The 13,518-nt window shown below is 69.4% G+C and carries 11 protein-coding genes; 10 read left to right on the forward strand and 1 reads right to left on the reverse strand.

The window, feature by feature from the left end; translation table 11 throughout:
• Window positions 1-111 precede the first annotated feature (111 nt).
• The 7 genes from AC1RNQ_RS15245 (at window position 112) to AC1RNQ_RS15275 (ending at window position 8,647) form a co-directional block, all read left to right on the forward strand.
• Complete coding sequence (locus AC1RNQ_RS15245) at window positions 112-1,551, forward strand: CYTH and CHAD domain-containing protein (RefSeq protein ID WP_493172320.1); 1,440 nt, start codon at window positions 112-114, stop codon at window positions 1,549-1,551.
• A gap of 100 nt (window positions 1,552-1,651) precedes the next feature.
• Complete coding sequence (locus tag AC1RNQ_RS15250) at window positions 1,652-2,029, forward strand: BlaI/MecI/CopY family transcriptional regulator (RefSeq protein ID WP_493172322.1); 378 nt, start codon at window positions 1,652-1,654, stop codon at window positions 2,027-2,029.
• 8 nt (window positions 2,030-2,037) lie between these two features.
• A complete protein-coding gene (locus tag AC1RNQ_RS15255; protein ID WP_493172324.1) occupies window positions 2,038-3,786 on the forward strand; it encodes a M56 family metallopeptidase in 1,749 nt (582 codons plus the stop codon).
• Window positions 3,787-3,904: 118 nt separating this feature from the next.
• Window positions 3,905-4,771, forward strand: coding sequence for a hypothetical protein (locus tag AC1RNQ_RS15260; RefSeq protein ID WP_493172326.1), 867 nt, complete (start codon window positions 3,905-3,907; stop codon window positions 4,769-4,771).
• The gene (locus AC1RNQ_RS15265; protein WP_493172327.1) at window positions 4,768-6,861 is read left to right on the forward strand and encodes a TonB-dependent receptor plug domain-containing protein; all 2,094 of its coding nucleotides are present in this window, start codon (window positions 4,768-4,770) and stop codon (window positions 6,859-6,861) included. Before AC1RNQ_RS15260 ends, AC1RNQ_RS15265 begins: the two co-directional genes overlap by 4 nt.
• A gap of 190 nt (window positions 6,862-7,051) precedes the next feature.
• Complete coding sequence (locus tag AC1RNQ_RS15270) at window positions 7,052-7,432, forward strand: reverse transcriptase-like protein (RefSeq protein WP_493172610.1); 381 nt, start codon at window positions 7,052-7,054, stop codon at window positions 7,430-7,432.
• A 174-nt stretch (window positions 7,433-7,606) separates the two neighbouring features.
• Window positions 7,607-8,647 (forward strand): rod shape-determining protein, encoded by a 1,041-nt coding sequence (locus tag AC1RNQ_RS15275; protein WP_493172329.1) that lies wholly within the window; start codon window positions 7,607-7,609, stop codon window positions 8,645-8,647.
• A 12-nt stretch (window positions 8,648-8,659) separates the two neighbouring features.
• Here the strand turns inward: AC1RNQ_RS15275 and AC1RNQ_RS15280 are convergent, their stop codons facing one another.
• Window positions 8,660-9,307, reverse strand: a complete 648-nt coding sequence (locus AC1RNQ_RS15280) for a TetR/AcrR family transcriptional regulator (RefSeq protein ID WP_493172331.1) — start codon at window positions 9,305-9,307, stop codon at window positions 8,660-8,662.
• A 65-nt stretch (window positions 9,308-9,372) separates the two neighbouring features.
• Between AC1RNQ_RS15280 and AC1RNQ_RS15285 the strand changes: the two genes are divergently transcribed.
• From AC1RNQ_RS15285 to AC1RNQ_RS15295, 3 genes are read left to right on the forward strand one after another with little or no spacing between them, the layout of a single operon-like run.
• Window positions 9,373-10,800: an efflux transporter outer membrane subunit gene (locus AC1RNQ_RS15285; protein ID WP_493172333.1), complete on the forward strand. Its 1,428-nt coding sequence runs from the start codon at window positions 9,373-9,375 to the stop codon at window positions 10,798-10,800.
• The gene (locus AC1RNQ_RS15290) at window positions 10,800-11,945 is read left to right on the forward strand and encodes an HlyD family secretion protein (RefSeq protein WP_493172335.1); all 1,146 of its coding nucleotides are present in this window, start codon (window positions 10,800-10,802) and stop codon (window positions 11,943-11,945) included. The genes AC1RNQ_RS15285 and AC1RNQ_RS15290 overlap by 1 nt, the downstream gene beginning before the upstream one ends.
• Window positions 11,946-11,953: 8 nt before the next feature.
• Window positions 11,954-13,498 carry a DHA2 family efflux MFS transporter permease subunit gene (locus AC1RNQ_RS15295; RefSeq protein WP_493172337.1) on the forward strand — a complete coding sequence of 515 codons (1,545 nt, stop codon included), beginning with the start codon at window positions 11,954-11,956 and terminating at the stop codon, window positions 13,496-13,498.
• Window positions 13,499-13,518: the final 20 nt, after the last annotated feature.

Raw genomic sequence — 13,518 nt, forward strand, 5'->3', positions numbered from 1 at the left:
CCGGATCTTGAAGCGGGTGGCGAGACGCAGGATTCCCGTTCCCTTAACCGCGCGCTGTCATGCTATGACCCCGCCGCTATTCTTCCCCACGTCGATGGATGGAACGACGCCATGGCCGACGAGATCGAATTGAAGCTCGAACTGTCGCACGCCGCCGCCGATGCGTTCGAGGGATCGGGGCTGGTCGCCGGCGAGCCCGAAGTGGCGAAGCTGGGCGCGATCTATTTCGACACCCCGGACCATGAGCTGTCGCAGGCCGGCGTGGTGCTGCGCATTCGCCGATCGGGGCGCAAAAGGGTGCAGACGATCAAGGCGAGTGGGAGCGGCGCGGCGGGGCTGTTCGTGCGACCCGAATGGGAGCGCGTCGTCCGCAGCGATACGCCGGTGATCGAGGGCGAAGGGCCGGCGGCGCTGGTCGGCGACGCGGCCGACCGGCTGGGCCCGGTTTTCACCGTGGCGGTCGAGCGGCGGCGCTGGATCGCCGCGGCGCATGGCGCGTCGATCGAGCTGGTGCTCGACCGCGGCGCGGTGATCGCGGGCGCTCGGCGCGCGCCGGTTTGCGAGATCGAGCTCGAACTCCTGTCGGGCGAGGCATCGGCGCTGTTCGCCTTGGCGCGCGAAATCGATGCGGTCGTCCCGGTGCGGCTGGGCGTCCAGACCAAGGCCGAGCGCGGCTTCGTGCTGATCGGCCCCGCCTCTTCGGCGGTAAAAGCCGACCCGGCCGACTTCGGCCGCGACGCCACGCTGGCGGAGGCGGTGCGGCATATCGTCGGCGGCTGCGTGCGGCAGTTCCGGCTCAACGAGGCGCTGCTGTCGGCGACCCGCGACCCGGCGGCGCTGCACCAGGCGCGCGTCGCGATCCGGCGCCTGCGCTCGGCGCTGTCGATCTTCAGGTCGGTGACGGGCCGCAGCGCCGCGGCGCTGCGCGGCGAATTGCGCTGGCTGGCGGGGTCGCTCGGCGAAGCGCGCGATCTCGACGTGTTGCTCGCGCGCGCCGGCGAGGGCGAACTGCACCGCCGGATCGCCGCGGCGCGCGAGACCGCCTATGCGCGCGTCGAGGCGGCGCGCGCCGCGCCGCGCGCGCGGGCGCTGATGCTCGATATCGCCGAATGGGCCGCGCTCGGTGCGTGGGCGGAGAGTGCCGTCGCCGCTGGCCCCGCGCGCGATTTCGCGGTCCGCGCGCTCGGCCGCCTGCGCCGGCAGATGAAGAAGGCGGGCCGCGGCCTTGCCGAGGCGAGCGACGAGGAGCGGCACGACCTTCGCAAGCGCGCAAAGAAGCTCCGCTACGCCGCGGAGTTCTTTACCCCGCTGTTCGACGGCAAGGTCGAGCGGCGGCGGCACGGGCATTTCGTCAGGGCGCTCGAGGCGTTGCAGGACGCGCTTGGCGCGCTCAACGATCTGGCCGCTGCGCCCGCGATACTGGCCCGCGCGGGCATCGCCGATGTCGAGGGGGTGGAGTCGCTCGTGCGCACGCGCCGCAAACCCAAGCTGATCGCCGCGGCGGACAAGGCCTTCGATGCGCTGGTCGATGCCAAATGTTTCTGGAAATAGCGTGCCGTTCGCGGCGGCGTGTATTATCCGGATAAAACCCCTTGCCAAGCATGCGCTACAAATGTAGCACGCTACAAATGTAGCGCATGAGGTGATTCGGATGCTGACCAGTTTGCCGCCGCGGGAACGCGAGATCGTCGATATCCTGTACGAGCGCGGCGCCTCGACCGTGATCGAGATCGCCGACGCGCTCGCCGACGAACTGTCGGGCTCGGCGATCCGCGCGATGCTGAAGCGGCTCGAGGGCAAGGGCTTCGTCGCCCGCGAAGCATCGGACCGCGGCTTCGTCTACGCGCCGAGCGTCCCCGAAAAGGCGGCGAGCAAGTCGGCGCTGAGCCAGGTCGTGCGCGTCTTCTTCAACGGATCGCCGACGAGCGCCGCCGCGGCGCTGCTCGGCATGCAGGGCGAGATGAGCACCTCCGAACTCGACGAGCTCGAAAAACTGATCGCCGACGCACGCGAAGGGAAAGCGAAATGATGCCGGATATGCCGATCACAGCCGACATGCTGCTGGGCCTCGCCTGGAAATCCGTCGCCATCGCGGGCGTCACCTTGCTGCTGCTGCGGCTGGTGCGCAGCCGCTCGGCGGGCGAGCGGTCGATGATTGCGCATGCCGGGCTGATCGCGCTGCTCGCGCTGCCCGCCGCCAGCCTGATGCTGCCAGCGTGGACCCCGCTGCCCGCGAGCTGGTTCGCCGAGGCCGCGCCTGCGGCAACCGAAATCGCAACAACAGGGGGATCGGCGGCCGATCCTGCTCCCGCCACGGCTTCAGTCCCTGTCGTGGTGGAACAGGCCGGGTCGCCGCCGATCGTTTTTTCGCCGGGCGATATCGCCCCCTTTCTCTATGCGATCCCGCTGGCCTTGCTGTTCGGAGTGATGCTGCTCGCGGTGGTGCGGCTGTTCGCGATGCGCAGCCGCGCCGAAATCCTGGTCGAAAGATCGTGGCTGTCGGCGCTCGCCGAGGCGCAGCGGCGCATGGGGTTCAAGCATGGCACCGCGCTGCTGGTCAGCGAGGAACTGCGCTCGCCGATCAGCTGGGGCGTGCTGCGCCCGACGATCGTACTCAGCCCCAAGGCGGTGAGCGCGACGGGCGAGGCCGAGGCGATCATCGCGCACGAACTGGCCCATGTCGCGCGGCTCGACTGGGCGAAGCTGCTCGGCGCGCGCGTCGCCTGTGCGGTCTTCTGGTTCAATCCTTTGGTGTGGATGCTGGCAAGGGAGAGCCACCAATTGCGCGAGGAAGCCGCCGACGATGCGGTGCTGATGGCCGATATCGACGGCCCCGACTATGCGAGCCTGCTGGTCGGCGCGGCGCGGCACGACAATCAGGGCGCGCTGCTCGCCGCGCACGGCGTCGCGCCGGGCAAGTCGAGCCTCAAGCGCCGCATCACCCGCGTCCTCGACAGCGGGCTGAAGCGCGGCCCGGCGAGCGCGAGCTGGATGCTGATGAGCCTGTTGCTGCTCGCGGGCGTCACCGCGCCGCTGGCGGCCTTTTCGGCAACCGCCGACGAGCGCGCGATCGCCGAAGCCGGCTCCGCCGCGGCCGAAGCCGGCTCCACCGTGGCCGAAGCCGAACGCCGGTCGGCGGTGGCCGCCTCGCATAATGCGGTCGCCACGCGCGCCGTTGCCGAAGCCGACCGCGACGTCGCGGCGGCAGAGGCGAAGGCGCTGACCGCCGAGGAGCTGGTGAGCATGCGCGCGGTCGGCGTCACCCCCGAATATGTCGCCGAGATGCGCGAGCATGGTGGCTCGATCGACGCCGACGACATCATCGCGGCGCGCGCCAGCGGGCTCGACCCCGCCTATATCCGCGAGATGCGCGGGATCGTCCGGGGCGCCGATTTCGGCGACCTGGTCGGCGCGCGGCAATTGGGGGTCACGCCCGTCTTTGCCCGCGACATGAAATCGCATTTCCCCGGCGTCGGGCTCGACGACCTGATCGCGCTCAAATCGATGGGGATCGACTGCGATTTCGTCACCGAGATGCAGAAGTCCGGCGTGCGGATGCGCGACGCCGACGATGCGATCGAGCTGCGCGCCACGGGCATGTTTGTCGCAAGCAAGTCGCCGAAGGGCGGCAAGGGCGGCAAGGGCGACAGGGGACCGAAGTCGGCGACGGTCCGCATGGGTCCGGGCCCCGGTGCCGGGGTGGTCGAGGTGCGCCACGCCGACGGATCGGTGGCGCGCGTCGAAATGCCCGAGGTCCCCGTGCCCCCGGTCCCGCCCGAATATTGAGCTGACGTCCGGACGTTCGTCCGCACCCACAAGTTGCTGATCGAACCTGTTTTGAAAAATGTCGCTGCGGCGGCGAGCGATGGTGCTCGTCTGGCGCACGCGAGGGAGGAGTGTTGCCATGAAGACCCTGATTTTCGCCTCGAGCCTGGCGCTGCTGTCGGTTCTTGCCTGCACGACGCCCAGCCAGCCGGCGACCGCCGCCGCGCAGGAGAGCGGCCCGGAGAATGGTCCCGAGAGCGGCGACATACGCTGGACCGTCGAGGCTGACGCGGGCAAGGGCGGGCAGCCCAAGCTGCGGCTCGAACATCGCAAGTCGAGCAGCGACCTTTCGCTCGACAGCGCGCTGGCCGCGAAGCGCCCCGAGTTCGGCGCGGCGCGGAGCGCGCTCGGCGGCACCGGGCCGGTGCGCTTTTCGGTGCGCCACGAGTCCGGCACGCTCGAATGCAGCGGCACGCTGGCGCGCGCCTATCGCGGCGAGGGGCGGTGCAGCTTCACCCCCGATGCGGGGTTCGAGCGCGAGCTCGCGGCGCGCGGGCTCGCGCCGGACAAGCGCGGCGACATCTTCGCGATGTTCATCGTCGATGCGACGATCGAACTCGCCGACGGGCTGACCGCCGAGGGCGTGAAGCCCGGGGATTCGGACGAGTTGATCGCCGCCGCGGCGCTCGAGGTGACCCCCGCCTTCGTGCGCGGCTTCAAGGGCACGTCGCTGGAGCTCAGCGAGGTCGACGACGCCGTCGCCTTTCGCGCGCTCGGTGTGTCGGGCGACTATGTCCGCGACCTCAATCGGGCGGGCTTCGCCAGGCTCGGCATCGACGACGTCACCGGCATGAAGGCGCTCGGCGTCACCGGCGATTACGTCCGCGAGCTGACCGCGGCGGGGTATAAAAATCTATCGGCAGAGGATGTGATCGGGATGAAGGCGATGGGGGTGACGGGCGACTATGCCCGGCGGATGAACGGCGCGGTGGAGGCCGCCCGGTGAGCCATTGGACCAGCCTCGCCGCGCTCGCGGCAGCTTTGTCTTCGGTGCCCGCCGCGGCGCAGGAAGCCCCGACCGGCGACACCCCGCCGCCCGCGCCGGCCGAGGCGCCGGTCGGCGGCCAGCGCACGCAGGGGCAGGTCTATACCCCCGCCGACTTCGCGCGCTACGCGCCGACGAACGCCTATGACATGCTGATCCAGGTCCCGGGCTTTTCGATCCGCGACAACGAGAACCTCCGCGGGCTGGGCGTTGCGACGGGCAATGTGCTGTTCAACGGCGAGCGGCCCTCGAACAAGGGCGACGATATGTTCACCCAATTGTCGCGCATCCCCGCGGGCAATGTCGAGCGGATCGAGATCGTCGACGGCGCGAGCCTCGACATCCCCGGCCTGTCGGGGCAGGTCGCCAATATCGTCTACCGCGCCGACGGCTTCTCGGGCCAATTCTCGTGGAAGCCGCAGTTTCGCCCGCATTACACCGACCCGCTGTTCACCCGCGGCGACATATCGGTGCGCGGGCGCCAGGGCGACGTCGAATATGAGGCCGCGCTGAGCAACGACGATTCGGCGCGCAGCGGCGCGGGCGGCCCGACCTTGATCTACGACGGAGCCGGCAACATCATCGAGCGCCGGCGCGACATCTGGCACACCCATTATGACTCGCCCAAGCTGTCGGGGCGCATCACCTGGGATCCCGCGGGCGATACGGTCGCGAACCTCGGCGGCCATTATCAGCGCGAATATGACCGCTATTACGAGGATGGCGTGCGTGTCGCGCCGGGGCGTCCCGACCGCCTCCGTACCGTGCGCGACAATGCAGACAGCTGGAACTACGAGCTCAGCGGCGACTATCAGTTCGGGCTTGGCCCCGGAAAGCTCAAGCTGATCGGGCTGCGCCGGTTCAGCCACGAACCCTATTCGTCCGAAGTCATTTCGACCCCCGACGACGGCAGCCCCGCGACGGGCGACCGCTTCGCGCAGGTGGGCGACCTCGGCGAGACGATCGGGCGCGGCGAATATCAGTGGAAGATGTGGGGCGGCGACTGGCAATTGTCGGGCGAGGCCGCGTTCAACACGCTCGACAATGTCGCGTCGATCGGCGTGTTGGGTCCCTCGGGCGAATTCGTCAACCAGCCCTTCCCGGGCGGCACCGGCGGGGTCAGTGAGGATCGCTACGAGGGGCTGCTCAGCTTCGGGCGCAAGATCACCGACAAATTCTCCTTCCAGCTGGTGGCGGGCGCCGAACATTCGACGATCGTCCAGAAGGGCCCCAACGGACTCAGCCGCAGTTTCGCGCGGCCCAAGGGGTCGCTGACGCTGTCGTGGACGCCCTCGGCCGACTTCGACGCCTCGCTCAAGATCCGCCGCCGCGTGCTCCAGCTCTCCTTCTACGACTTCCTCGGCCGCGCCTTCCTCAACGACGGCAACCAGAACGAGACCAATTTCGATCTCCGCCCGCAGCAGGACTGGAGCTACGAGGCCGAGATCAACAAGAAGTTCGGCGCCTGGGGCTCGACCAAGATCATCCTGATCCACCGCGACGTCGAGGACCGCGTCGACATCGTCCCGGTCGGCAATGGCGAGGCGGTGGGCAATATCGCCAAGGCGAAGGCGAGCGCGATCGACTGGACCGCGACGATCAACCTCGACCCCGCGGGGATCAAGGGGATGAAGATCGATACCCGCCTGCTGCTCCAGACCAGCTCGCTGCGCGATCCCTTCACCGGCGAGAAGCGCCAGTGGAGCGGTTTCACCGACACCGTCGCCGAGATCGGCGTGCGCCACGACATCCCGGGCAGCGACATCGCCTGGGGCGCGAATGCCGAATATGGCCACTACCAGCCCAATTATCGCCGCAACCAGACCGACAAGGTCTGGGAAGGGCCCGTCTGGGCGTCGGTCTTCGTCGAGCACAAGGATGTGATGGGGCTGACGATCCGCGCGACGATCAACAATATCGTCAACGCGCGCTCGCGGCGCGACCGCACGGTCTACACCGGCGTGCGCGGCGAGAGCCCGATCGCCTTCATCGAGGACCGCAACCGGCTGATCGGTCCGATCTTCGCATTCTCGGTGCGCGGGAAGTTCTAGCCAGATCCTCCCCTTGGCGCAGCCGTGGGGAGGGGGACCGCCGCGAAGCGGTGGTGGAGGGGTTGAAAGGTTGCACCGACGCCTGACGGCGTCGACCCCTCCGTCAGCCCTGCGGGCTGCCACCTCCCCATCGCTGCGCTTGGGGAGGATCGTTCTCGATCGTTGCGGTCTCCGCTATGCTGCCGGCATGATGACGCGACGGACCAAGATCTATTTCGATGGCGGCGCTCGCCCCAATCCGGGCGCGATGGAGATCGCCGTGGTGGCGGGCGGGGTCGCGCATATCGAGCGCGATATCGGCATCGGGGGCAGCCTCGACGCCGAGTGGCTGGCGCTGATCGCGGCGCTGCGGCTGGCACGCGAGCGCGGGCTGGACGATGTGCTGCTGCTCGGCGATGCGGCGGCGGTGGTCGCGCAGGCGAACGGCGCTGCGCCCGCGCGGGGCGGTGCGGCGCAGCATCTCGCCGCTTTTCGGGCGCTGGCGGCGGGCGGACCGCCCCCGCGCATCCGTCACATCAAGCGCGCCCAGAATCTCGCCGGGATCGCGCTCGCGCGGCTGCACGCGCGATAGGCGCACCATCGGCCGGACCTGAGAAACCACCGGCCTGCCACCCCGCGCGGCGCGGGCGATTGACGCGCCCCGGCGTCCGCCGCAGGCGAAAGGGAGACCAACCGACGGCGCGGGCGCCCCTTGAGCCAGCCCCGCCCACCCCCTCTGAATCCAAAAAAGGCCCGCACCCTCATCATGCAGTTTTTCCGCCGCCTGACCTCCGCCGCACACGACATGGCGATCGACCTCGGGACGGTGAACACCGTCGTCTATGTGCGCGACCGCGGCATCGTGCTCAACGAACCCTCGGTCGTCGCGCTCGAAACGCGCGACGGGGTGCGGCGGGTCAAGGTCGTCGGCAACGAGGCGAAGCTGATGATGGGCAAGACCCCCGACAATATCCAGGCGATCCGGCCCTTACGCGACGGGGTAATCGCCGATATCGGCGTTGCCGAGCAGATGCTGTCGCATTTCATCGAAAAGGCGCTGGGCGGGCCCAGCCGCTTTCGCCGGCGCAGCCACGTCGTGATCTGCGTCCCCTCGGGATCGACGATGGTCGAGCGCCGCGCGATCCGCGACGCCGCCTCCAACGCTGGGGCGGTCTCGGTCCGGCTGATCGAGGAATCGCTGGCGGCGGCGATCGGCGCCGGCCTGCCGGTGACCGCGCCGCAGGGGGCGATGGTCGTCGACATCGGCGGCGGGACGACCGAGGTCGCGGTGCTGTCGCTCGGCGGCATCGCCTACAGCAATTCGGTGCGCGTCGGCGGCGACAAGATGGACGAGATGATCGCCTCCTACATCCGCCGCAAGCATAATCTGATGATCGGCGAAATGACCGCCGAGCGCGTCAAGCTGCTGCTCGGCTGTGCGACCCCGCCCGAGGGCGAGGGGCTGGTGATGGGGGTCAAGGGGCGCGACCTGGTCAACGGCCGGCCGTCGGAGGTGCGGGTGACCGAGGCCGAAGTCGCCGAGGCGCTGGTCGAGCCCGTCGGGCAGATCGTCGGCGCGGTGCGCGCCGCGCTCGAACAGACGCCGCCCGAATTGTCGGCGGACATCATCGACGAGGGCATCGTCCTGACCGGCGGCGGCGCGCTGCTCCGCCGCATGGACGAGGCGATCGCGAGCGCGACGGGGATGCACGTCATGGTCGCCGACGATGCGCTGATGTGCGTTGCGATGGGTGCAGGGCGCGCCGCCGAGGATCCCGCCTATGAGGGTGTGCTGATCTCCGCCTGACGGGGCGCCGGTTCAGCGCGTCACGGGCCCCCAGGCGCGGTAGAAGGTGTCGACTGCGGCATCGACCTCGGCGGCGAGGCGGTGGGTTTCGCGGCCTTCGGGCAGGCCGAGCACGGCATGTTGGTATATCCCCGACTGGCAGAGGCCGGCGAAGTGGCGCACCGCTTGCATCGGGTCGCCCTGCCGCACTTCGCCGCGCGCCATCTTGGCGGCGACCCACAGCGCGGCGCGCGCCTTGCCGCGGCGCGGGCCGCGTTCGTAGAAGGTTTCGGCAAGGTGCGGAAAACGCTCGGCCTCGCCGACGACGAGGCGGAAGAGCGACAACAGTGGCGTCGTCACCAGCGCCGTCATCAATATGTTGCCGAAGCGGGTGAGAACGTCCACGACGGGCTCGTCGACCGGCAGGTCGACGTGCAGCGTGCTGCCATATTGACCGACGATGTCGTCGACGACCGCGGCGAACAATTCCTCCTTCGACGGGAAATAGGTCCAGAGCGTGGTCTTCGATCCGCCGACCTTGCTGGCAATCGACGACATCGTCGTGCCCGCATAGCCGTTCGCGAAGAAGAGCGCGCGCGCGGCGTCGACGAACGCCTTGCGCCGCGCGGCGGCGGCATCGTCGAGCGCGCTTATGCTACTTGGCGTACTGTCTGGTATCATTTCAATTGACAACGCATTCTCCGGGGTTCATTGGGCCACGATACCAGCTAGTATCGTTGGATGCCATGCCCCGCAGATTTTTTCTTACAACCGCAATTTTCGGCCTGCTTGCGGGCTGCGTGAGCACCCCCGACGTCGGGCCGAAGCCGGTTCCGCTCGCCGCCGAGTCGCTCGAGTCGCGCACCTCCTTCGCCGACGCCACGGGCGCATGGCCGGCCGAGGGGTGGTGGCAGGCGCTGGGCGATGCGCAGCTGTCCGCGCTGATCGAAGAGGGGCTGGCGGGCTCGCCCGACGTCGCGATCGCCGCGGCGCGGGTGCGCGCCGCCGACGCGCTGGCGCAGCAGGCGGGCGCGGCGCTCGGGCCGCGGATCGGCGCCGAGGCCAGCGCGGGCGGGGTCCAGCAGAGCAAGAATATGGGCATCCCGCCGCAGTTCGTGCCCGACGGCATTCAGGATACCGGCCATATCGCGGCGACCTTTGCCTTCGACCTCGATCTGTGGGGCCGGAACCGCGCGGCACTGGCGGCGGCGACTTCGGAGGCCGATGCGGCGCGCGTCGATGCGGCGCAGGCGCGGCTGATGCTGAGCACCGGGATCGCGGCGGCCTATGCCGACCTCGCGGGGCAGTTTGCGGCGCTCGATGTCGCGCAGGATGCAGTGCGCGTGCGCGGCGTCAGCGCGGGCCTGTCGGCCGAGCGCGCGAAGGCGGGGATCGAGAATCTGTCGGCGCAGCGCCAGGCCGAGAGCCGCGTCGCGGCGGCGCGCGGCGATGTCGTCGCGCTCGAGGAAGCGATCGCGCTGACCCGCAATCGCATCGCGGCGCTGGTCGGCGCCGGGCCCGATCGCGGGCTGGCGCTGACGCGGCCGACGCTGGCCGTGCCGCCTGCGGCTCTCCCCGCCGATGCCGGGATCGCGCTCGTCGGGCGACGCCCCGATATCGTCGCGGCAAGGCTGCGCGGCGAGGCGGCGGCGAAGCGCATCGACGTCGCGCGCGCCGATTTCTATCCGAACATCAGCCTGTCGGCGCTCGTCGGGCTGCAGTCGCTCGGGCTGTCGAACCTGTTCGACAAGGGCTCCGAATATGGCAATGGCGGGGTTGCGCTGAGCCTGCCGATCTTCGACAGCGGGCGCCTGCAGGGGCGCTATCGCGGCGCGCGCGCCGACTATGACGTCGCGGTCGCGACCTATGACCGCACGCTGGTCGCGGCGCTGCGCGACGTCGCCGATGTCGTGCGCAGCCGCGAGGCCAATGCGCGCCAGCTGACCGAGCGGCGCGCGGCGCTGGCGGCGGCCGAGGAAGCATCGAAGCTCGCGGGCCTCCGCTACCGCGCCGGGCTGTCGAACCAGATCGTAGCGCTCACCGCCGAGGACAGCGCCGTGGCGCTCGCGCGTGCGGTCGCCGACCTCGAGGCGCGTCAGCTCGCGCTCGACATCAGCCTGATCCGCGCGCTCGGCGGCGGTTATCAGACCAAGACCTCAACAGGAGACCTGTGATGGCCGACGAAACGGCTGCGACCCCCGCCGAGACCTCTCCCGCCGCCGAAAGCAATGGCGCCAAGCGCCGGAAGTTCCTGCGCATCCTCGCCCTCGTCGTCGTGACCGCGGCGCTGATCTGGGCCGCCTGGTATTATCTGACGCAGGCGGGGCGCGTGCACACCGACAACGCCTATGTCGGCGCCGATTCGGCCGTGGTGACCGCGCTCGTCGCGGGGCCGGTGCAGGAGGTGCGCGTCGCGGGCACGCAGGCGGTGAAGAAGGGCGATGTGCTCGTCATCCTCGACGACAGCGATGCGAAGCTGGCGGTCGCCGATGCCGAGGCCGCGCTGCGGCTCGCGCGCCAGCGCTATGGCCAGGCGGGTGCCAATGCCGATGCCGCGCGCGCGCGCGTCGTGGCGCGCGGCGCCGATGTGAACCAGTCGCGCGCGCGGTTGCGCGACGCCAATGCCGCGGTCGAGAAGGCGCGCGCCGAACTGGCGCGGCGCGAGAGCATCGCGGGCACCGGGGCGGTGTCGGCCGAGGAAATCACCACCGCGCGCGCCGCGCTCCAGTCGGCGAGTGCGGCGCGCGATCTTGCGGCGGCGGGCATCGCTTCGGCGCAGGCGACGCAGGGTTCGGCGAGCGGCGACCTCGGCGCGGCCGAGGCGCTGGTGCGCGGCACGACGATCGACTCCGCCCCCGACGTTGCGGCGGCGCAGGCGCGGCTCGAAAAGGCCGAGCTCGACCTCGCACGTACGATCATCCGCGCGCCGGTTGACGGCATCGTCACCAACAAGCAGGTGCAGGTCGGCCAGCGCATCGCGGCGGGCGCGCCGATCATGACGATCGTCCCGATTTCGACCGCCTATGTCGACGCCAATTACAAGGAAAGCCAGTTCGAGGACATCCGCATCGGCCAGCCGGTCGAGCTGGTGTCGGACTATTATGGCGACGATGTCGTCTTTCACGGCAAGGTTACCGGCATCGCCGGCGGCACCGGCGCGGCCTTCTCGCTGATCCCCGCGCAAAATGCGACGGGCAATTGGGTGAAGGTCGTCCAGCGCCTGCCGGTGCGCATCGCGCTCGATCCGAAGGAGCTGAAGGCGCATCCGCTGCGCGTCGGCCTGTCGATGGAAGCCACGATCGACACGCGCGGGAAATGAGCTGAGCCATGGCCAGTGCCGCCACCGCGATCGTTCCCGACGAACCCGCGCCGCTCACCGGCGTTCGGCTGATCGCCGCGGCCTTTGCGCTGGCGCTCGCCAATTTCGTCGTCGTGCTCGACACGACGATCGCCAATGTCTCGGTCCCCCACATCGCCGGCGGGCTCGCGGTGTCGCCCACCCAGGGAACGTGGGTGATCACCAGCTATGCGGTCGCCGACGCGATCAGCGTACCGCTCACCGGCTGGCTCGCGATGCGCTTCGGCACGGTGCGCTGGTTCCTCTATTCGATCGTCGGTTTCGGCATCTTCTCCTTCCTCTGCGGGATTTCGCAGACCCTCGACGGGCTGATCGTCTTCCGCATCCTGCAGGGGCTCTCCGGTGGCCCGCTGATGCCGCTGTCGCAGATCCTGTTGCTGCGCATCTTCCCGCGCGAGAAGGCGGGGATCGGGCTCGCGATCTGGGCGATGACGACCACGACCGCGCCGATCCTGGGGCCTATCCTCGGCGGGCTGATCAGCGACAATTGGAGCTGGCCGTGGATCTTCTTCATCAACCTGCCCGTCGTGGCGCTATGCTTCTTCGGCGTCGCGAGCTTGTTGCGGCCGTTCGAGACCAGGAAGGCCAAGGCGCGCATCGACACCATCGGCCTCATCCTGCTCGTGCTCTCGGTCGGCACCTTCCAGCTGATGCTCGACACCGGGCGCGAGCATGACTGGTTCGAATCGACCTGGATCGTCGCCCTCGCGATCGTCGCGGCGATCGCCTTCGCCGCCTTTGTGATCTGGGAGCTGACCGACGAAAATCCGGTCGTCGACCTCCGCGTCTTCCGCTTCCGCGGCTTCAGCTTCGCGACCATCGCGATCTCGCTCGGCTTCGGCGCCTTCTTCGCGCAGATCGTGCTCACCCCGCTCTGGCTGCAGCAGGTGGCGGGTTATACCGCGACCGAGACCGGCTATATCGTCGCGTGGATCGGCGTCTTCGCGGTGCTGATGTCGCCGGTCGCCGCGGGGCTGATCGGCAAGATCGACATCCGCATCTCGATCAGCGCGGGCATCCTCTGGATGGCCTTCATCTCGATCCTGCGCGCGAGCTGGAACGCCGACGTCGATTATTGGACGCTCGCGCTGCCCCACCTGTTGCAGGGCATGGGCATGCCCTTCTTCTTCGTCGGGCTGACCGCGCTCGCGCTGTCGAGCGTGCCCCCCGACAAGCAGACCTCGGCCGCGGGGCTGATGAGTTTCCTGCGGACCTTGTCGGGCGCGATGGGCACCGCGATCGCGACCTCGGCGTGGGACAGCCAGAACCGCGTCGCGCGCTCCGAACTCGTCGGCCATATGAACGGCACCGCCGAGACGATGGACCTGCTCCAGCGCGCGGGGCTGACACTCGAACAGGCGCGCGCGGCGATCGAGCGGCTGGTCGACGTCCAAGCGGCGACGATCGGCGTGCTCCACCTCTTCCTCGCCGCAGGGGTAGTGTTCGTCATCGCCGCGATCGCGGTGTGGTGCGCGCCGTTGCCCAAGCAGGTGTCGATGGGCGCCGCGCATTAGCTTGTATCGACATTCCGCTC

The organism is Sphingopyxis sp. GW821-FHT12F08, from assembly GCF_058806755.1.

What these genes read in the sequence shown, in the direction of transcription:
- AC1RNQ_RS15285 (WP_493172333.1), top strand. Translation starts at nt 9,373, where the DNA reads ATGCCCCGCAGATTTTTTCTTACAACCGCAATTTTCGGCCTGCTTGCG.
- AC1RNQ_RS15255 (WP_493172324.1), top strand. Translation starts at nt 2,038, where the DNA reads ATGCCGATCACAGCCGACATGCTGCTGGGCCTCGCCTGGAAATCCGTC.
- AC1RNQ_RS15280 (WP_493172331.1), bottom strand. Translation starts at nt 9,307, where the DNA reads ATGATACCAGACAGTACGCCAAGTAGCATAAGCGCGCTCGACGATGCC.
- AC1RNQ_RS15275 (WP_493172329.1), top strand. Translation starts at nt 7,607, where the DNA reads ATGCAGTTTTTCCGCCGCCTGACCTCCGCCGCACACGACATGGCGATC.
- AC1RNQ_RS15260 (WP_493172326.1), top strand. Translation starts at nt 3,905, where the DNA reads ATGAAGACCCTGATTTTCGCCTCGAGCCTGGCGCTGCTGTCGGTTCTT.
- AC1RNQ_RS15245 (WP_493172320.1), top strand. Translation starts at nt 112, where the DNA reads ATGGCCGACGAGATCGAATTGAAGCTCGAACTGTCGCACGCCGCCGCC.
- AC1RNQ_RS15295 (WP_493172337.1), top strand. Translation starts at nt 11,954, where the DNA reads ATGGCCAGTGCCGCCACCGCGATCGTTCCCGACGAACCCGCGCCGCTC.
- AC1RNQ_RS15250 (WP_493172322.1), top strand. Translation starts at nt 1,652, where the DNA reads ATGCTGACCAGTTTGCCGCCGCGGGAACGCGAGATCGTCGATATCCTG.
- AC1RNQ_RS15290 (WP_493172335.1), top strand. Translation starts at nt 10,800, where the DNA reads ATGGCCGACGAAACGGCTGCGACCCCCGCCGAGACCTCTCCCGCCGCC.
- AC1RNQ_RS15270 (WP_493172610.1), top strand. Translation starts at nt 7,052, where the DNA reads ATGACGCGACGGACCAAGATCTATTTCGATGGCGGCGCTCGCCCCAAT.